This window comes from Collinsella tanakaei (genome assembly GCF_030373545.1).
Taxonomy (GTDB): Bacteria; Actinomycetota; Coriobacteriia; order Coriobacteriales; family Coriobacteriaceae; genus Collinsella; species Collinsella tanakaei_C.
In genome coordinates, this window is record NZ_JAUDCO010000004.1 from 134,293 (window position 1) to 151,492 (window position 17,200).

Consider the following 17,200-nt stretch of genomic DNA (forward strand, 5'->3'; position numbering starts at 1 on the left):
CGCACGAGCAGAAGGCGCCATCGGCGCCTTCGTCGCGAGTCAGGACTGCCCGAGCGCCGGGCGAATCCAGCAGACCTCCCCAGAAGGGTTCCAGCCATGAAGATCTACAACAGCAGCACGCACAAGAAGGAAGACTTCCAGCCCATCAAGGAGGGCAAGGTCCGCATGTACGTGTGCGGCCCCACCGTCTACGACAACATCCACATTGGCAACGCGCGCACGTTCATCAGCTTCGACGTGATTCGCCGCTGGCTGATCGCCTCCGGCTACGAGGTCACGTTCGCGCAGAACCTCACCGACGTGGACGACAAGATCATCAACCGCGCCAACGAGCAGGGCCGTACGGCCGAGGAAGTGGCGACCGAGTTCTCCGACAAGTTCATCGCCGTCATGCACAAGGCCAACGTCATGGACCCCGATGTGCGTCCGCGCGCGACCAAGGAGATCGGCCCCATGATTGGCATGATCAAGACGCTCATCGAGCAGGGTCACGCCTATGCGGCCGACAACGGCGACGTGTACTTCGCGGTGCGCAGTGACCCTGCCTACGGCGAGGTCTCCGGCCGCAAGATCGACGACCTCATGGTGGGCGCGCGCATCGAGGAGAACGAGGACAAGAACGACCCGCTCGACTTCGCCCTGTGGAAGGCGGCCAAGCCCGGCGAGCCCATGTGGAACTCGCCGTGGGGCAAGGGCCGTCCCGGTTGGCACACCGAGTGCGCGGCGATGGTCCATCGCTATCTGGGCACGCCGATCGATATCCACGGCGGCGGCTCCGACCTGGCCTTCCCGCATCACGAGAACGAGTGCGCGCAGGCAACCTGCGCCTGGCACGAGGGCTTCGCCAACACCTGGATGCACACGGGCATGCTGCTCGTCGACGGCGAGAAAATGAGCAAGTCGCTCGGCAACTTCTTCACGCTGGAGGAGGTGCTCGAGAAGCATTCCGCGGCGGCACTTCGCCTGCTCATGCTGCAGACGCACTACCGCTCGCCGCTCGATTTCTCCTGGGAGCGCCTCGAGGGCGCCGAGAACTCGCTCGCCCGCATCGCCGGCACGGTGCAGAACCTGCGCTGGGCTGTCTCGCATGCCGAGGGCGAGCCGGATGCCGAGCTCGCGGCGAAGCTCGACGCTGCCGTCGATGCGGCGAAGGCCGAGTTCGAGGCGCAGATGAACGACGACTTCAACACGGCGGGCGCGGTGGCTGCGTACTTCCAGCTGGTGACCGAGGCGAACACGTATCTCGACCAGGCCGGTTCGGCGGTCGATACGGACGTTGTTGCCGGTGCCGCCGCGAGCATCGCCGGCGCGTTCGCGGTTCTGGGCATCGAGCTGCCGGAGCCCGAGGAGGAGCTGCCGGTCGGGCTGCTCGGCGTGGCCGCGGGCCTGTGCGCCTACACGGGCGACGACGTGAACGAGGCCGCCGAGCGCATCCTCGCTGCTCGCGCCGAGGCACGTGCCGCCAAGAACTGGGACGTGGCCGACGCCATCCGCGATCAGCTGCGCGACATGGGCCTCATGATCGAGGACACCGCCGCCGGCTCCCGCATCAAACACGTAAAATAACCCTAGGGATTTTTTTACATTGCACAGGTAGAGCACGAGACGAGCCGCCGTTCCAGCAGGAAGGGCGGCTTTTTGCATGCCGAGTATGCACATCTAGGTTTATGTGCGAAGTGAATGGGTAATTGTGCAACAGCTGTTGCACAATTCAACGTAGGCATGTGGGAAAAACGTCTGATGTAACTTCACCTACCTCAACGTGTCTCCTCTCGCAGGCTCATCGAACCGCTCACGCTATACTGGGTGCGGCAACGAGAGAAAGAGACTCCATGGCAGAGAGACGGAAGAACCAGGGCCACCCCACCGCAAGGTCGAGCCAGTCCCGCACCGGCAGGCCAAATCAGGCACGCGGACCCAAGGGCGACCAGAAGCGCCCTAGTCGCGACGCGCGCACTGTGCAGTCGCGCGCGCAGCAGGCGGCGCCCCGTCCCGCGGGCAACTTCATCGAGGGACGTCGCGCGGCGGCCGAGGCCCTGCGCACGGGCTTTCCGATCAAGCGGGCGCTCGTGGGCGAGGGCGCGTCCAAGGACGTGACGCTCAACCAGCTGGTCGAGGCGCTCTACGCGGCGAACATCCCCGTGCAGTTCGTGGGGCGCGATCAGCTCGAGGCCATCTCGAGCCATGGTGCGCACCAGGGCATAGCGCTCGAGGTCGGTGCCTATCCGTATGCCGATCTCGCTGACATCATCGCCCGCGCTGGAGATGGCCCTGCCCTCGTGGTCGTGCTCGATCACGTGACCGACGCCGGCAACTTCGGTGCCATCGTGCGCTCGGCCGAGGTCGTGGGCGCGGCGGGCGTCGTCATCGCGTCCAAGCGCGCCGCCGAGGTGACCGTGGCCACCTTCAAGACGAGCGCCGGCGCGGTCATGCACCTGCCCATCGCGCAGGTTCCCAACATCGCGCGTGCCCTCGAGGATCTCAAAGAAGCCGGCTTCTGGGCCTGCGGCGCCTCGGAGCACGCCGAGCAGGTGTGCTGGGACGCCCCGATGCAGGGTCGCATCGCGCTCGTCATGGGTTCGGAGGGCGACGGCATCTCGCGCCTCGTGCTCGAGAAGTGCGACTTTTTGACCAAGCTGCCGCAGCGCGGCGAGATCGAGAGCCTGAATGTCGCCCAGGCGGCGACCGCCCTGTGCTTTGAGTGGATGCGCCGCAACTACGATGCGATTTAGGACGTGAAGTGTCGTCGGACGCACTTTCACGCGAGAGGATGAGATGACCAAGAAGAACCGGGCCAAGTCCAAAGCGAAGCGCTTTGGCGAGGGCTCCGCGCAGAAATTCGTCGACGCGAGCACCTACGGAGTGGGCAACGCGTTTTCCGCCGCGTTCTCCACGCCGGACGTCCCGCGCGGCTCCAACGTGAGCGGCCAGCGCGAGCTGCTGGTGGTCGACGGCTACAACGTGATCCATGCGACGCCGCGCTACGAGCGGCTCATCTTTGATCACTCGGATGATCCGTACTCCGGCGACGTGTACGATCGCGCCCGCACCTCGCTGATTGCCGACGTCGCGGCCTTCGCGCAGGGGCGTTACGAGCCCGTTATCGTGTTCGACGGGGCGGGCAACGTCTCTGCCGACCGCCCTAACCTGCCTCAGGCGGGCGTGCGCATCGAGTTCTCGCCGACGGGCGTATCGGCGGACACCGTCGTGCAGCGCCTATGCACTGAGGCGCGTGAGGCCGGGCGCGCCTGCACCGTGGTCACGAGCGACGGCACGATCCAGGCGACCGTGATGGGGAAGGGCGTGGCGCGCATCTCGGCGCGGATGTTCGTGGACGAGATTCGGCAGGTCGACGCCGATGTGGCGGAGGCGGAAGAGGCCCCGCAGGTCAAGATGACGCTCGGCAGCCGCCTGTCGCCCGAGAGCCTGGCCAAGCTCGAGTCACTTCGCAACGCATAGCCCTACATATATAGAGAGGCGACGCGCGTGCGGCGTCTTGCAGACGCATGCGCGTTTCAGTATCCTGTAGAAGCTTCGCGCACAAGCGCCAAGCGTGCCAGCGTGGCTCAACGGTAGAGCAAGTGATTTGTAATCACTGGGTTGCGGGTTCGATTCCTGTCGCTGGCTCCATAGGAAGGCTTCGGGCCCGGTGCCGTCGCGGTATCGGGCCCGTTCCATGCGGATGCCGACAGGGATCGAACCCGGTTCCGGGTGCGCAGCGAAGCCAACGGCGCGAGCCGCCCGCAGCGAACGCGCGGCGCCGAGCCGCGCGGATTCCTGTCGCTGGCTCCATAGGAGGGCTTCGGGCCCGGTGCCGTCGCGGCGCCGGGCCCGCTTCGTCAATAAGGGCCTACGCTGATCGGCAGACACCCCGCCTGAAATCTTGTCCACGGAGCAGGGGAGGGGCATGCCACCCAGGAACCCCCTCCATAACCTCACCATGCTAAAGCCCGTTATTCGCGCAGGTCACAGCATAGAGATACGCCCGGCACCGTGTATTAGAGAAATCTGGTTGACATCGGCCCCTCGCGCGTCGTAATATGCCTTTGCTCGTGAGCGCGGCTGAGCCGCACAAGCGAGTGAGGACACAGTGGGAGTTTGCCCGAGTGGTTAATGGGGACGGGCTGTAAACCCGTTGGCTATGCCTACATAGGTTCGAATCCTATAGCTCCCACCAGTTCTTGCCTGTATAGCTCAGTCGGTAGAGCACTTCGTTGGTAACGAAGAGGTCACCAGTTCAAGTCTGGTTGCAGGCTCCAGTACGGCGGTGTAGCTCAGCTGGTTAGAGCACACGGTTCATACCCGTGGCGTCACTGGTTCGAATCCAGTCACCGCTACCAGGTAACACGGTGGCTTTCCTAGAATCTAGGGAGGCCACTTAGGTTTAAAGGCATGTCCCATCGGGGACGACCTTAAGGAGGAGGCTTCATGGCCAAGGAAAAGTTCGAGCGCACTAAGCCGCATGTCAACATCGGCACCATCGGTCACGTCGACCACGGCAAGACCACGCTGACGGCTGCCATCACCAAGGTTCTCTCCGAGACCGAGGGTTGCAAGGCCGACTTCACCGCGTTCGAGAACATCGACAAGGCTCCCGAGGAGCGCGAGCGTGGTATTACCATCTCCGTCGCTCACGTCGAGTACGAGACCGCTTCGCGTCACTATGCTCACGTTGACTGCCCGGGCCACGCCGACTACATCAAGAACATGATCTCCGGTGCTGCCCAGATGGACGGCGCTATCCTGGTCATCGCCGCCACCGACGGCCCCATGGCCCAGACCCGCGAGCACATCCTGCTCGCCCGTCAGGTCGGCGTTCCCTACATCGTTGTCTTCCTGAACAAGTGCGACATGGTTGACGACGAGGAGCTCATCGACCTCGTCGAGATGGAGACCCGTGAGCTCCTCTCCGAGTACGACTTCCCCGGTGACGACATCCCCGTCATCCGCGGCTCCGCCCTCGGCGCCCTCAACGGCGACGAGAAGTGGTACGCCTCCATCCGTGAGCTCATGGATGCTGTCGACTCCTACATCCCGACCCCCGAGCGTGATGACGCTAAGCCGTTCCTGATGGCTGTCGAGGACGTCATGACCATCTCCGGCCGCGGCACCGTTGCCACCGGTCGTGTCGAGCGCGGTCAGCTCAAGCTGAACGAGCCCGTCGAGATCGTCGGCATCAAGGAGACCCAGTCCACCGTCGCCACCGGCATCGAGATGTTCCGCAAGACCATGGACTTCTGCGAGGCTGGCGACAACGTCGGCATCCTGCTCCGTGGTATCAAGCGCGAGCAGATCGAGCGCGGTCAGGTTCTGGCCAAGCCCGGTTCGGTTACCCCGCACACCAAGTTCACCGGTGAGGTCTACGTTCTGACCAAGGAGGAGGGCGGCCGCCACACGCCGTTCTTCGACGGCTATCGTCCGCAGTTCTACTTCCGCACCACGGACGTGACCGGTTCCGTCAAGCTCCCCGAGGGCACCGAGATGGCTATGCCTGGTGACCACATCACCATCGAGGGCGAGCTCATCCACCCGATCGCCATGGAGGAGGGCCTGCGCTTCGCTATCCGCGAGGGTGGCCACACCGTTGGCTCCGGCGTCGTCAGCACCATCATCGAGTAACTTTAGCTGCTCGTAGCTGATCGCTAACCTGAACCCGGCTCCTCTTCGGGGGAGCCGGGTTTTTTATGCGCCGACCCATTTGTTGAGGTTGTGGAACGAATCTGCAGATGGGCGCTGATTGAGAGCGGGGATTGACACGCCCCGCCACCAGATGATATTGTGTTCCACCGTGCCCGCATGGGACGGTTAATGGAGGTTATTAGACACATGCGTACTCTCGTTACACTTGCCTGCACCGAGTGCAAGCGTCGCAACTATACGACGACCAAGAACAAGGCGAACATGCCCGACCGCATGGAGATCAAGAAGTATTGCCCCTGGTGCCGTCGTCACACCGTGCACAAGGAGACCCGCTAGTCTTCTTAACATACGCCAGTAGTTCAATTGGTAGAGCATCGGTCTCCAAAACCGAGTGTTGAGGGTTCGAGTCCTTCCTGGCGTGCCAGTCTCTAATCCGTAAGCCTCCTCGCGAGGCTTACGGTTTCTAATGTATAGGTGGTTTAGGCCGGAGGTAAACATCATGGCCAACAAGAAGTCCAAGAAGAGCACCCAGGCTTCTCCTGCTTCTGAGGCAGCTGAGGCCAGGAAGGTCGCTCCCAAGAAGGCTCAGGCCAAGAAGGCTGTTGCCGCTAAGAAGGACGCCAACGTTAAGAAGGCCACTTCGGCAAAGAAGACCACCAAGGACAAGAAGAACGCCAAGCCCGGCTTCCTTGCCCGCACCAAGAAGTATTTCGCCCAGGTCCGCTCTGAGATGAAGCGCGTCGTGTGGCCGTCCAAGAAGGAGCTTGTCAACTACTCCGTGGCGGTCGTCGTCTCGCTGATCGCGGTCGGCGTCGTCATCGCGGTGCTTGACTCCGTCATCAGCGGCGGCCTTGTCCTCTTCTCTGGTCTGAGGGGGTAAAGATGTCCAAGCGCTGGTATGTCGTCCACACCTACTCCGGATACGAGAATCGCGTCAAGACCGATCTCGAGCATCGCATCGAGACCATGGGCATGACCGATCGTATCTTTGATATCCAGATTCCGACCGAGCGTGTCACCGAGATCAAAGAGGGTGGCAAGCGCGAGGTCAAGGATTCCAAGATCTTCCCCGGCTATGTTCTCGTCCGCATGGAGATGGACGATGATGCCTGGACGTGCGTCCGCAACACGCCCGGCGTCACCGGCTTCCTCGGAGCCAACGGCAAGCCCGCTCCGCTCTCCCGCGACGAGTACAACAAGATGATGCGCAAGACGGACAAGGGCGGCACGCCCAAGCGCACGTCCGTCAGCATCGAGGTCGGGACGCCCGTCAAGGTCATCTCTGGCCCGCTGGCCGACTTCGACGGCAAGGTGTCCGAGGTCAACGCCGAGGCCGGCAAGGTCAAGGTCACCCTGCTCATCTTTGGTCGCGAGACTCCGGTCGAGCTCACGTTCGACCAGATCGCGGTCATCAGCTAGGCTGTCGTATCTGCGCGTGCGCGCTTCGCCTCCCGGCTGCTCACCGGTCTGGCATGCTTCTAACGGGTTCGCGCTGACGATATGAATTGTTCGACACGTTCGTGTTTAGGAAGGAATGACAATGGCTGAGAAGAAGGTTGCCACCGTCATCAAGCTCCAGATTCCCGCTGGCGCAGCGAACCCCGCTCCTCCCGTCGGCCCCGCCCTGGGTGCCGCGCAGGTCAACATCATGCAGTTCTGCCAGGCGTTCAACGCCGCCACGCAGGACAAGTCCGGTGACATCATCCCCGTCGAGATCACCGTCTACGAGGATCGTTCGTTTGACTTCATCTGCAAGACCCCGCCTGCGGCTCACCTGATCAAGAAGGAGCTCAAGCTCAAGAGCGGCTCCGCCGTTCCGCAGCGCGACAAGGTCGGCCAGCTCACCGACGAGCAGCTCACAAAGATCGCCGAGATCAAGATGCCGGACCTCAATGCCAATGACATCGAGGCCGCCAAGAAGATCGTCGCCGGCACCGCCCGCTCCATGGGCGTCACCATCGCCGAGTAGCGATTCCGTTGTTTTCTTCGGGCGCGTGGAGGTCACGCGCCCGTTCGTGTGCAATCCGGCACACATCGTTGTGGGAGGGCGCTGCCCGTTTGACCACAGGAGGTAAGTATCATGGCTAAGCATGGTAAGCACTACATCGAGGCCGCCAAGAAGGTCGACCGCTCTAACCTCTACACGCCGCTTGAGGCCGTGAAGCTCGTCAAGGAGCTTGCTCCCGCCAAGTTCGACGAGACCGTCGAGGCCCACTTCCGTCTGGGCATCGATACCCGTAAGGCCGATCAGAACATCCGCGGCTCTATCTCGCTGCCCCACGGCACCGGCAAGACCGTTCGCGTCGCCGTGTTCGCCGATGGCGCTAAGGCCGACGAGGCCCGCGACGCCGGTGCCGACGTCGTTGGTTCCGACGAGCTGATCGCCGACATCCAGAAGGGCGAGATCAACTTCGACGCCGCCATCGCCACCCCCAACATGATGGCCAAGGTCGGTCGCATCGGTAAGATCCTCGGCCCCCGTGGCCTCATGCCGAACCCTAAGCTCGGCACCGTCACCATGGACGTCGCCAAGATGGTCGGCGAGCTCAAGGCCGGTCGTGTCGAGTACCGCGCCGACCGCTACGGCATCTGCCACGTGCCCCTGGGCAAGTGCTCCTTCGACGATCAGAAGCTCGTCGAGAACTACGCCGCGCTCTACACCGAGATCCTGCGCGTCAAGCCTTCTTCCGCTAAGGGTCGCTACGTGAAGAGCATCACGCTGACCTCCACCATGGGCCCTGGCGTCAAGGTGGACTCCGCCATCCAGCGCAACTTCATGGAGGAGTAACAGATACCGCACATATGGTGTCGCTTTCGAACCCGGTTCCGCGTCTTGCGGGACCGGGTTTTCTTGTTTGCGGAGCAACGTCGGCGTCCTGGCCTCTTCTTTCTACAATTACCCACCGTTCGCCTTCCTTTTTCTGCCGTCTATCCTCGCGTATAAATGTACATCGCCACACATAGTAATCTGTGTTACAGTGAAGCTGTCAGAAAGCAGGGAAGACCGCAGGAGGTGACGCAATGTCCACGAGGGATGCAGTCAGCGATCTCATTCGGGGAAACATCGATGCCATCATCTTGTGCACGCTTTCGAGCGGCGACAGCTATGGCTACGAGATTCTCAAGGAGATCGCGTCGACGAGCCGAGGCGAGTACGAGATGAAGGAGCCGTCGCTCTACACGAGTCTCAAGCGCCTTGAGAACCAGGGCTTTGTCAAGAGCTACTGGGGCAACGAGACGCAGGGCGCACGGCGCAAGTACTACCGGATCACGGACGATGGCACCGAGGAGCTCGGTGAGGCCACCGAGCGCTGGGTGCGCGTCCGCAACATCATCGACCGTCTGCTGAAGCAGGAGGGGGGAGAACGGTGAACGAACTCCGCATGTACGTCGAGCACCTCTTTGAAGGCAAGGTGCTGACCGCAGATAACATTGAGCTCAAGGAAGAGATCTACGGCAATCTGGTGGCCCGCTTCGAGGACTACGTGGCGCAGGGCCTTTCTGAGGAGGAGGCGCTCGCGCGCACCAAGGAGAGCATCACGAGCGTGGATGATGTCCTGAGCGGTACGACCGACGCGTCCGATGAGGATGAGGCGCAGTCGCAGGCAGAGGAGCCGGCGGCGGATCTGACCGAGCAGCTGCCCGCAATGCCGTCCGCGCCCGCGACCGACGCGACGCAGGCGGTTCCCGCCGTGGCCGCTGTTGCCCCCGTGGCCGCTGCCGGTCCGGCAGAGCAGGCGCCCGTACAGGCGACGGCGCGCAAGAAGTGGCCGATCGTCGTCGGTGCAGCTGCCGCGGTGCTCGTGCTGTGCGGTGCAGTCGCCCTCGGCATGGGGCTTACCGGCGGCAATACCACGCAGCCCGAGCCCATCGACGTCACGGTGATCGAGGATACGCCGACTGCCGATAGGCCGCAGGCAGAATCCAAGGAGCCTGAGGCCCAGACGGACGGCTCCGCGCAGGCGAACGACGGCGCAACCGCCGATAACCAGACGCCCAAGGGCAATCAGATCGGCGAGGCGGCTGAGCGCATCATGCCGCGGCTTGCCGATGCCGATGACCGCGATCCGGAGGATGTGCGCGAATACGAGGCCACGATGGCCTTCGCGAGCGAGATCGAGTCGAGCCCGGCCTCCATTCCGCAGGCCTATGCGGGAACGGATCCCGCGAGCGGGTCCGGTCTGAGCGAGTTCGTAGGCGCCCTGCCGATGGGCGCAAACGCCCAGGCGGCTTCTTACGCCAACGGTACCGTCAGCATCGAGTACGCCTCGATCAACCACGATGTCGAGGGCGATGCAATCGATTTGGCGCTGGCCTACAACGTCGTGGCTATCATGGCGGCCTATCCCGACACCGTGAGCACGATCGAGATCACGGTGCACGAGAGCGACGACCATCCCAAGGACGTCGACGCGTACCGTTTCGAGCGCACGATGGTGGAAGGCGCGCTGGCACGCGTGAGTGGCAATACGATCGTGACGATCGACAACACGCTGCTCGCTTCCGAGGGCACGTGGAACGAGGTCTTCAAAAACCTCTCGGCCGAGCGCTTCTTCGACGACGTGACCGACTACGCGGAGCTGGGAGACTAGCCAGCCGCGCGGGGCCCTAGGAGCTTTCAGGACACGTAGGGACAGCAGTGTATGCAAGCGGGCGGGCGCACCAGGGGCGCCCGCCCGCTTTCGTAGGGGCTTCGGTTGGGTTCAGGGAGTCGACCGCAGTTAGAGTCCAGCATCGAGCTCACGCACAATCGCGGCCGCGTTAAGGGCATCCTCACGCGTGATGCCGCGGTAGAAGACGAAGCGGATGTAGCGCTTCATGACCGGGCGGATGATCAGGCCGCGCTCGGCGGCGCGCTCGCAGTAGGCGAGCGGATCGTCGGTGATGTCGCTGACATCGATGACCACGATGTTGGTGACCACATCGCCGACGATGTGCGTGCGCTCGAGGTCTGCAATCGCATCGGCGAAGGCGCGGGCGTTCGCATGGTCCTCGGCGAGGCGCTCGACGGTATGGCGCAGCGCGTAGATGCCGGGAGCAGCGATGACACCGGCCTGGCGCATGGCGCCGCCGAGCGCCTTGCGCATGCGCCGTACCTCGAGGATGGTGTCCTGGTCTCCGCAGACGATGGAACCGACGGGCGCCGACAGGCCCTTGGAGAGGCAGAACATGAGGGTATCGACGTGCTGGCAGAGCTCGGATACGTCGACGCCCAGCGCAAGAGCGGCGTTGAACAGGCGCGCGCCGTCCATGTGGACCGGAACGCCGTGCGCCTGGGCAAGCTCGTGAATGGCGGCCAGGCGCTCGCATGTGATGGCCGCACCGCCGGCGTAGTTATGGGAGTTCTCGACGCAGATCAGGTCGATGCCGCCCGCGTCGAGCGCGGCGGCGATATCGCCCAGATTCGGCTGCCCGTGCTCGTCGTGGCGGTAGGTCTGAGGGCTCATGCGGCCGAGCACGGGATCGAACAAGTACTTTTCGCTGATCATGAGGTGCTGCTGCTCGTCGACGAGCAGCGTAGAGCCAGGCTTGACCTGAGCGAGCACCGCTGCGGTATTGGCCATGCAGCCGGAGGGCACAAGCACGGCGGCCTGCTTGCCGGTGATGCGGGCGGCGTGGTCCTCGAGCTCGTTGACGGTCGGATCTTCACCGCGTCCGAGCTCGTGGGTGCGATCGTCGTCGCCGAGCGGGGCGGCAAGAATGGCTTCGAGCATCTCGGGCGTGGGCTTGGTGAGGGTGTCGCTTCTCAGGTCGATCATGGCTCGCTCCTTCGCGGGAAAATGGTGCCTGTCCCCTTTTTCCCACGGGAAAAAGGGGACAGGCACCATTTTCCCACAGGGGACCGTTTGCGGGATTCTCGCTTGCATGGACGCTTTAGTTTGCTACACTGCATTACATTGCAGTGGCGGCCCGCATCGGGTCGCGTGCACGAAAGGACGGAACGCATGGCGCGCAGGGCGTACAGCACATCCAAGCAGGCCGAGACGGCCGCTTTCGGCATGTCGCTGAACCTAACCCTAGCGCTACTAGCCGCCGATGCGCGCTAGGGTTCTTCGTTCCACGTACGGCTCAAGCCAACTTTCCAGAAGCACCCCAACCGCGCATCTGACCGACGCCTTGCAGGGCGTGACGCGCGACGGGGTGCTTTAATCCGTAGATCTGCAAAACGGCAACGCCACCTCCTGCAAGCCCGACACGCAACGACCACGTCACGAGCTACAGGAGGACCCCATGACCAGGAAGATCGCCATCTTCGACACCACCCTGCGCGACGGCGAGCAGTCGCCCGGCGCAAGCATGAACACTGAGGAAAAGCTCATCATCGCCCGCCAGCTCATCCGCATGAACGTCGATGTCATCGAGGCGGGCTTTCCCATCTCGAGCCCGGGCGACTTCAAGAGCGTGGCCGAGATCGGCCGTATCGCGGGCGACAAGTGCACCGTCTGCGGCCTGACGCGCGCCGTCGACAAGGATATCGAGGTCGCGGCCGAGGCGCTCAAGACCGCCAAGCGTCCGCGCATCCACACCGGCCTGGGCGTATCGCCTTCGCATCTGCGCGATAAGCTCCGCCTGACCGAAGACCAGACCATCGAGCGCGCCATCCATGCGGTCAAGCTCGCCCGCAACTTCGTGGACGACGTCGAGTTCTACGCCGAGGACGCGGGCCGCGCCGACCAGGATTTCCTCGTTCGCATCATCGAGGCCGCCGTCAAGGCGGGCGCCACAGTCGTCAACATCCCCGACACCACGGGTTACAACATGCCGTGGGAGTTCGGCGCGCGCATCCGCGACCTGCGCGAGCGCGTCGATGGCATCGAGGGCGTGACCATCTCGGTCCATACGCATAACGACCTGGGCATGGCAACCGCCCTTGCGCTCGAGAGCGTCCGCAACGGCGCCACGCAGATCGAGTGCACCATCAACGGCCTGGGCGAGCGCGCCGGCAACACCTCGCTCGAGGAAGTCGTCATGGCCATCCGCATGCACGAGGCCGAGCTCGATGCGCACACCGACATCGTCACCAAGGAACTGTGCCACGCCAGCAAGCTCGTGAGCTCCATCACCGGCATCATGGTTCAGCCCAACAAGGCCATCGTGGGCGCCAACGCTTTCGCGCACTCCTCGGGCATCCACCAGGACGGCGTGCTCAAGGCCCGCGACACCTACGAGATCATCGATCCGGCCGACGTGGGCGCTGCCGGCTCCCAGATCATCCTGTCGGCCCGCTCCGGTCACGCCGCGCTGCGCCATCGCATGGCAGAGCTCGGCTACACCTTCAACGACGAGGAGTTCGAGAATATCTATCAGGCCTTCCTCGAGGTGGCCGACAAGAAGAAGGAAGTCTACGACGAGGACCTGGAGTCCATCGTGCACGAGCGCGAGCGCGTGAGCTCGGCCATCTGGACGCTCGGTGCGGTGCAGGTCTCCTGCGGCTTCCCGCTCACCCCGACCGCGACGCTCACGCTGGTGGACGAGGACGGCGAGGAACACACCGTCGCTGCGTACGGCACCGGTCCGGTGGACGCCGTCTACAAGGCGGTCGACCAGATCGTGGCGGTGGAGAACGACCTGTCCGAGTTCTCGATCAAGTCCATCACGCGCGGCATCGACGCGCTGGGCGAGGTGACGGTGCGCGTGACGGCCGCCAGCGGCGAGGTCTACATCGGCCGTGGCAGCGATAACGACATCATCGTGTCCTCCACCAAGGCCTACATCAATGCGCTGAACCGTCTGATTTCCGATCAGCGCGAGGCGGCTTCCAAGTAACCCGACAAGTTTGTAGCTGACACCATCCTGTCACTGAGCAATTGAAGGAGAACGACCCATGCCAAGACCCATGACCGTCGCCGAGAAGATCCTGGCCGCCCACGCGGGCCTCGACGAGGTGCGCCCCGGCCAGCTCGTCGAATGCGACCTCGACATCGTGCTCGCCAACGACATCACGGCGCCCATCGCCATCGATGTGTTCCATGAGCTCGGTGCGACCGAGGTGTTCGATCGCGACCGCATCTGCCTCGTGCCCGACCACTATGCGCCCAACAAGGACATCAAGAGCGCCGAGCAGACCAAGAAGATGCGCGAGTTTGCCCACGAGCAGAAGATCACCCATTACTGGGAGCAGGGCTGTGCCGGCATCGAGCACGCGCTGCTGCCCGAGACGGGCACCGTCGTGCCGGGCGACCTGATCATCGGTGCCGACTCGCACACCTGCACCTACGGTGCACTGGGCGCCTTCTCCACCGGCGTGGGCTCCACCGACGCGGGCGTGGGCCTGGCCATCGGCCGCTGCTGGTTCAAGGTTCCGCCGACCATCAAGTTCGTGATCGACGGCGAGCTGACCGACGGCGCGTCGGCCAAGGACGTCATCCTGCACATCATCGGTATGATCGGCGTGGACGGCGCGCTGTATCAGGCCATGGAGTTCACGGGCTCGGCCATTCACAGCATGTCGATGGAGGGTCGCATGACCATCTCCAACATGGCGATCGAGGCGGGCGGCAAGGCCGGCATCATGGAGGTCGACGATGTGACCCGCGCGTGGCTCGAGGGCCGCAACCAGCGCGACTACGTCGAGTACCACGCCGACCCGGACGCCGAGTACGCCCAGGTCATCCATATCGACGCCGCCGACATCAAGCCGTGCGTGGCCTGGCCGCATCTGCCGGGCAATACCCATCCGGTGAGCGAGAGCCGCGATATCACGATCGATCAGGCCGTCATCGGCAGCTGCACCAATGGCCGCATCGAGGATATGCGCGCCGCCGCCGAGGTGCTGCGCGGTCGCACGATCAACCCCAACGTGCGCTGCATCGTGATCCCCGCGACGCAGGCGGTCTTCAAGCAGTGCATGGCCGAGGGCCTGGCCGACATCTTCATCGATGCCGGCTGCGTGTTCTCGACGCCGACGTGCGGCCCGTGCCTGGGCGGCTACATGGGCATCCTGGCCGCCGGCGAGCGCTGCGTGTCCACCACGAACCGCAACTTCGTCGGCCGCATGGGCGATCCGACCTCCGAGGTCTACCTGGCGAGTCCGGCCGTCGCTGCGGCAAGTGCCGTGGCCGGCCACATCGCCGCTCCGTCCGACCTGTAATCCACACCGTCTGACATGCGCCCTGACAATGCGGTACGTCCCTTGTCAGGATCGAACACCGAGAAAGGAAAGCCCATGCATTTCGAAGGCACCGCGTTCCGTTACGGACGCGATATCGATACCGACGTCATCATCCCCGCGCGCTATCTCAACAGCTCCGATCCGGCCTACCTGGCATCGCACTGCCTGGAGGATCTGGACGATACGTTTGTGGAGCGCATGAAGCCTGGTGACATCATCGTCGCCGAGGAGAACTTCGGCTGCGGCTCCAGCCGCGAGCACGCGCCGCTTGCCATCAAGTCGGCCGGCGTGTCCTGCGTGATCGCCAAGAGCTTCGCGCGCATCTTCTACCGCAACGCCATCGACATCGGCCTGCCGATCCTCGAGTGCTCCGAGGCGGTCGACGCCATCGCGGACGGCGCACAGGTTTCCGTGGATACCGATACCGGCACGATCACGAACGTCGACACGGGCGAGACCTTCGCCTCCGAGCCGTTCCCGCCCTTCATCGCCGAGATCATCGAGGCGGGCGGTATCGTCAACCGCACCAAAAAGAACCTGGGAAAATAGGGACAGGCACTTTTTCCCATGGCGGAAGGAGGGTTGCTGTGCCCCTCGACAACCCGTTTGCATCTGGTCCGAGTTCGATGAGTTGGAGTTGCAACGTGAAGAAGACCTATACCATCTGCTGCCTGCCGGGCGACTGCATCGGCCCCGAGATCATGGCGGAGGGCAAGAAGGTGCTCGCCGCCGTGGGCAAGCGCTTCGGATGCGCGTTTGAGTGCAACGACGCGTTGATCGGCGGCGCCGCCATCGATGCGACTGGCACCGCGCTGCCCGACGAGACGCTCGAGGCCGCGCGCGCCTCGGACGCCGTGCTGCTGGCGGCGGTGGGCGGCCCCAAGTGGGACACCACCGACCCCGCGGCGCCCCGCCCCGAGCAGGGCTTGCTCAAGATTCGCAAGGAGCTCGGTCTGTACACCAACCTGCGCCCCGTGCAGATCTTCTCCGCCCTGGCCGGCGCTTCGACGCTCAAGCCCGAGGTCATCGACGGCGTGGACATGATGATCGTGCGCGAGCTCACCGGCGGCCTGTACTTCGGCGTCCGCGAGCGCTTCTATGACGAGGAGGGCGCCGGCACCGATGGCAAGCCCGGCCAGCGCGCTTACGATACGCTCGAGTACCGCGAATACGAGATCGAGCGCATCGCCCGTCAGGCCTTCGAGGCGGCCCGCAAGCGCCGCGGCAAGGTGGCGAGCGTGGACAAGGCCAACGTGCTCGAGACGAGCCGTATGTGGCGCGAGATCGTCCATCGCGTGCACGATGCCGACTACGCCGACGTTGAGCTCGAGGACGTCCTCGTGGACAACGCCGCCATGCAGCTCATCAACCGCCCGGCCGACTTCGATGTCGTGGTGACCGAGAACATGTTCGGCGACATCCTGTCCGACGAGGCGGCGCAGATCACCGGGTCGCTCGGCATGCTCGCGAGCGCGAGTTTGGGCGACGGCGTGGCGCTCTTCGAGCCGAGCCACGGCAGCGCACCGGATATCGCCGGCAAGGGCATCGCCAACCCGCTGGCGCAGATCCTGTCTGTCGAGATGATGCTGCGCTACAGCCTCGATATGGGCGATGCCGCCGACGCCATCCGCGCCGCGGTGACCGCCGTGCTCGACGACGGGCTGCGCACGCGCGACATCGCCGATGCCTCGACGCCTGCCGACAAGATCCTCGGCACGGCCGCGATGGGCGATGCCGTGGTGGCGCGCCTGCAGTAGGCGCAGCAAGGCGGCCGTACCCCGCGCGCGGCTCTGACGACCATACGGCGCGCCGGCGCATTTCCGCCCCGCGGGATGCGCCGGCGCGTCTGCTTTGATGGTATGGTGGTGCACGGTAATGCGGGGGGTGCGTTTGTGCGCGGAAGGAGGGCGCGAGCGATGGCCGAGGAGCGCTTGACGGACGATCTGCTGAAGCAATTGCTCGCCGCCGACCGCCCAGAGGACTATCTCGACCATGAGCGGCTGGTTTCTCAGGAGCTGACGGACTATCTGGAGCAGCTGCGCGCCGCGCAGGGCATGTCGAAGGCCGATGTGATTCGCGAGTCCGAGCTCAACAGCACCTTCGTGTACGACATGTTTCAGGGCAAAAGCAAACCGGGTCGCGACAATGCCATCAAGCTCGCGTTTGGCCTGCGCTGCTCGCTGAAGCAGACCCAGCGGCTGCTGCGCCTGTCCGGCATGGCGGAGCTGTGGCCCAAGAAGCGCCGCGACGCCATCATCATCTGGTGCATCGAGCAGGGAAAAGGTCTCGCCACCTGCGATGACGAGCTGTGGCGCCTGGGGGAGAAGACGCTTGTCGACGCCGAGCTCGCGCTTTGATCGGCAGCATTGCTCTCGATAAAGAGCAATGCTGCCGCACGCACATGCGATGTTCCGTTACGATACCAATGACGGCGGGGTGCCCGTTCGT

17 protein-coding genes and 5 tRNA genes are annotated in these 17,200 nt (G+C 63.9%); 21 read left to right on the plus strand and 1 reads right to left on the minus strand.

Going from position 1 to position 17,200, the window contains the following annotated elements:
• Positions 1 to 96 precede the first annotated feature (96 nt).
• From cysS to QUW00_RS04760, 16 genes are all read left to right on the plus strand, one after another.
• Positions 97 to 1,566, plus strand: coding sequence for a cysteine--tRNA ligase (cysS, locus tag QUW00_RS04685; RefSeq protein WP_289613233.1), 1,470 nt, complete (start codon positions 97 to 99; stop codon positions 1,564 to 1,566).
• Between the two features lie 266 nt (positions 1,567 to 1,832).
• Positions 1,833 to 2,732, plus strand: a complete 900-nt coding sequence (rlmB, locus tag QUW00_RS04690; RefSeq protein ID WP_289613234.1) for a 23S rRNA (guanosine(2251)-2'-O)-methyltransferase RlmB — start codon at positions 1,833 to 1,835, stop codon at positions 2,730 to 2,732.
• Positions 2,733 to 2,775: 43 nt separating this feature from the next.
• Complete coding sequence (locus QUW00_RS04695; RefSeq protein WP_289613235.1) at positions 2,776 to 3,459, plus strand: NYN domain-containing protein; 684 nt, start codon at positions 2,776 to 2,778, stop codon at positions 3,457 to 3,459.
• A gap of 96 nt (positions 3,460 to 3,555) precedes the next feature.
• A tRNA-Thr gene (locus tag QUW00_RS04700) sits at positions 3,556 to 3,630 on the plus strand.
• A gap of 462 nt (positions 3,631 to 4,092) precedes the next feature.
• Positions 4,093 to 4,177: transfer RNA gene (locus QUW00_RS04705), tRNA-Tyr, on the plus strand.
• 6 nt (positions 4,178 to 4,183) lie between these two features.
• A tRNA-Thr gene (locus QUW00_RS04710) sits at positions 4,184 to 4,259 on the plus strand.
• Between the two features lie 4 nt (positions 4,260 to 4,263).
• Positions 4,264 to 4,340, plus strand: a tRNA-Met gene (locus QUW00_RS04715).
• 88 nt (positions 4,341 to 4,428) lie between these two features.
• Positions 4,429 to 5,619 (plus strand): elongation factor Tu, encoded by a 1,191-nt coding sequence (gene tuf, locus QUW00_RS04720; protein WP_289613236.1) that lies wholly within the window; start codon positions 4,429 to 4,431, stop codon positions 5,617 to 5,619.
• Positions 5,620 to 5,826: 207 nt separating this feature from the next.
• Positions 5,827 to 5,976 carry a 50S ribosomal protein L33 gene (gene rpmG / locus QUW00_RS04725; protein ID WP_079989048.1) on the plus strand — a complete coding sequence of 50 codons (150 nt, stop codon included), beginning with the start codon at positions 5,827 to 5,829 and terminating at the stop codon, positions 5,974 to 5,976.
• 12 nt (positions 5,977 to 5,988) lie between these two features.
• A tRNA-Trp gene (locus tag QUW00_RS04730) sits at positions 5,989 to 6,064 on the plus strand.
• A 75-nt stretch (positions 6,065 to 6,139) separates the two neighbouring features.
• Positions 6,140 to 6,520: a preprotein translocase subunit SecE gene (gene secE / locus QUW00_RS04735; protein ID WP_289613237.1), complete on the plus strand. Its 381-nt coding sequence runs from the start codon at positions 6,140 to 6,142 to the stop codon at positions 6,518 to 6,520.
• Positions 6,521 to 6,522: 2 nt separating this feature from the next.
• Positions 6,523 to 7,059 carry a transcription termination/antitermination protein NusG gene (gene nusG / locus QUW00_RS04740; RefSeq protein WP_289613238.1) on the plus strand — a complete coding sequence of 179 codons (537 nt, stop codon included), beginning with the start codon at positions 6,523 to 6,525 and terminating at the stop codon, positions 7,057 to 7,059.
• Positions 7,060 to 7,180: 121 nt separating this feature from the next.
• Positions 7,181 to 7,609, plus strand: coding sequence for a 50S ribosomal protein L11 (rplK, locus tag QUW00_RS04745; RefSeq protein WP_235421876.1), 429 nt, complete (start codon positions 7,181 to 7,183; stop codon positions 7,607 to 7,609).
• 111 nt (positions 7,610 to 7,720) lie between these two features.
• Entirely contained in the window at positions 7,721 to 8,428 is a 708-nt protein-coding gene (gene rplA, locus QUW00_RS04750) for a 50S ribosomal protein L1 (RefSeq protein WP_289613239.1), read from the plus strand.
• 233 nt (positions 8,429 to 8,661) lie between these two features.
• Complete coding sequence (locus QUW00_RS04755; RefSeq protein ID WP_289613240.1) at positions 8,662 to 9,012, plus strand: PadR family transcriptional regulator; 351 nt, start codon at positions 8,662 to 8,664, stop codon at positions 9,010 to 9,012.
• Positions 9,009 to 10,232 (plus strand): hypothetical protein, encoded by a 1,224-nt coding sequence (locus tag QUW00_RS04760; RefSeq protein WP_289613241.1) that lies wholly within the window; start codon positions 9,009 to 9,011, stop codon positions 10,230 to 10,232. The genes QUW00_RS04755 and QUW00_RS04760 overlap by 4 nt, the downstream gene beginning before the upstream one ends.
• A 129-nt stretch (positions 10,233 to 10,361) precedes the next feature.
• Here QUW00_RS04760 and QUW00_RS04765 read toward each other — a convergent pair whose 3' ends face one another.
• On the minus strand, positions 10,362 to 11,399 hold the full coding sequence (locus QUW00_RS04765) for a threonine aldolase family protein (RefSeq protein ID WP_289613242.1): 1,038 nt from the start codon (positions 11,397 to 11,399) through the stop codon (positions 10,362 to 10,364).
• A 472-nt stretch (positions 11,400 to 11,871) separates the two neighbouring features.
• Between QUW00_RS04765 and QUW00_RS04770 the strand changes: the two genes are divergently transcribed.
• From QUW00_RS04770 to QUW00_RS04790, 5 genes are all read left to right on the plus strand, one after another.
• Complete coding sequence (locus QUW00_RS04770; protein ID WP_289613243.1) at positions 11,872 to 13,407, plus strand: 2-isopropylmalate synthase; 1,536 nt, start codon at positions 11,872 to 11,874, stop codon at positions 13,405 to 13,407.
• 58 nt (positions 13,408 to 13,465) lie between these two features.
• A complete protein-coding gene (gene leuC, locus QUW00_RS04775) occupies positions 13,466 to 14,731 on the plus strand; it encodes a 3-isopropylmalate dehydratase large subunit (protein WP_289613244.1) in 1,266 nt (421 codons plus the stop codon).
• Between the two features lie 75 nt (positions 14,732 to 14,806).
• Positions 14,807 to 15,301, plus strand: coding sequence for a 3-isopropylmalate dehydratase small subunit (locus QUW00_RS04780; RefSeq protein ID WP_289613245.1), 495 nt, complete (start codon positions 14,807 to 14,809; stop codon positions 15,299 to 15,301).
• A gap of 95 nt (positions 15,302 to 15,396) precedes the next feature.
• The gene (gene leuB, locus QUW00_RS04785; protein WP_289613246.1) at positions 15,397 to 16,509 is read left to right on the plus strand and encodes a 3-isopropylmalate dehydrogenase; all 1,113 of its coding nucleotides are present in this window, start codon (positions 15,397 to 15,399) and stop codon (positions 16,507 to 16,509) included.
• 159 nt (positions 16,510 to 16,668) lie between these two features.
• Positions 16,669 to 17,109 (plus strand): helix-turn-helix domain-containing protein, encoded by a 441-nt coding sequence (locus QUW00_RS04790; protein WP_289613247.1) that lies wholly within the window; start codon positions 16,669 to 16,671, stop codon positions 17,107 to 17,109.
• Positions 17,110 to 17,200 lie beyond the last annotated feature (91 nt).

Bases quoted from the DNA above. Each gene is read 5' to 3' on its own strand.
- rlmB (WP_289613234.1), top strand. From the start codon at position 1,833: ATGGCAGAGAGACGGAAGAACCAGGGCCACCCCACCGCAAGGTCGAGC.
- QUW00_RS04790 (WP_289613247.1), top strand. From the start codon at position 16,669: ATGGCCGAGGAGCGCTTGACGGACGATCTGCTGAAGCAATTGCTCGCC.
- leuC (WP_289613244.1), top strand. From the start codon at position 13,466: ATGCCAAGACCCATGACCGTCGCCGAGAAGATCCTGGCCGCCCACGCG.
- tuf (WP_289613236.1), top strand. From the start codon at position 4,429: ATGGCCAAGGAAAAGTTCGAGCGCACTAAGCCGCATGTCAACATCGGC.
- cysS (WP_289613233.1), top strand. From the start codon at position 97: ATGAAGATCTACAACAGCAGCACGCACAAGAAGGAAGACTTCCAGCCC.
- QUW00_RS04695 (WP_289613235.1), top strand. From the start codon at position 2,776: ATGACCAAGAAGAACCGGGCCAAGTCCAAAGCGAAGCGCTTTGGCGAG.
- rpmG (WP_079989048.1), top strand. From the start codon at position 5,827: ATGCGTACTCTCGTTACACTTGCCTGCACCGAGTGCAAGCGTCGCAAC.
- QUW00_RS04755 (WP_289613240.1), top strand. From the start codon at position 8,662: ATGTCCACGAGGGATGCAGTCAGCGATCTCATTCGGGGAAACATCGAT.
- nusG (WP_289613238.1), top strand. From the start codon at position 6,523: ATGTCCAAGCGCTGGTATGTCGTCCACACCTACTCCGGATACGAGAAT.
- QUW00_RS04770 (WP_289613243.1), top strand. From the start codon at position 11,872: ATGACCAGGAAGATCGCCATCTTCGACACCACCCTGCGCGACGGCGAG.
- rplA (WP_289613239.1), top strand. From the start codon at position 7,721: ATGGCTAAGCATGGTAAGCACTACATCGAGGCCGCCAAGAAGGTCGAC.
- QUW00_RS04765 (WP_289613242.1), bottom strand. From the start codon at position 11,399: ATGATCGACCTGAGAAGCGACACCCTCACCAAGCCCACGCCCGAGATG.
- rplK (WP_235421876.1), top strand. From the start codon at position 7,181: ATGGCTGAGAAGAAGGTTGCCACCGTCATCAAGCTCCAGATTCCCGCT.
- secE (WP_289613237.1), top strand. From the start codon at position 6,140: ATGGCCAACAAGAAGTCCAAGAAGAGCACCCAGGCTTCTCCTGCTTCT.
- QUW00_RS04780 (WP_289613245.1), top strand. From the start codon at position 14,807: ATGCATTTCGAAGGCACCGCGTTCCGTTACGGACGCGATATCGATACC.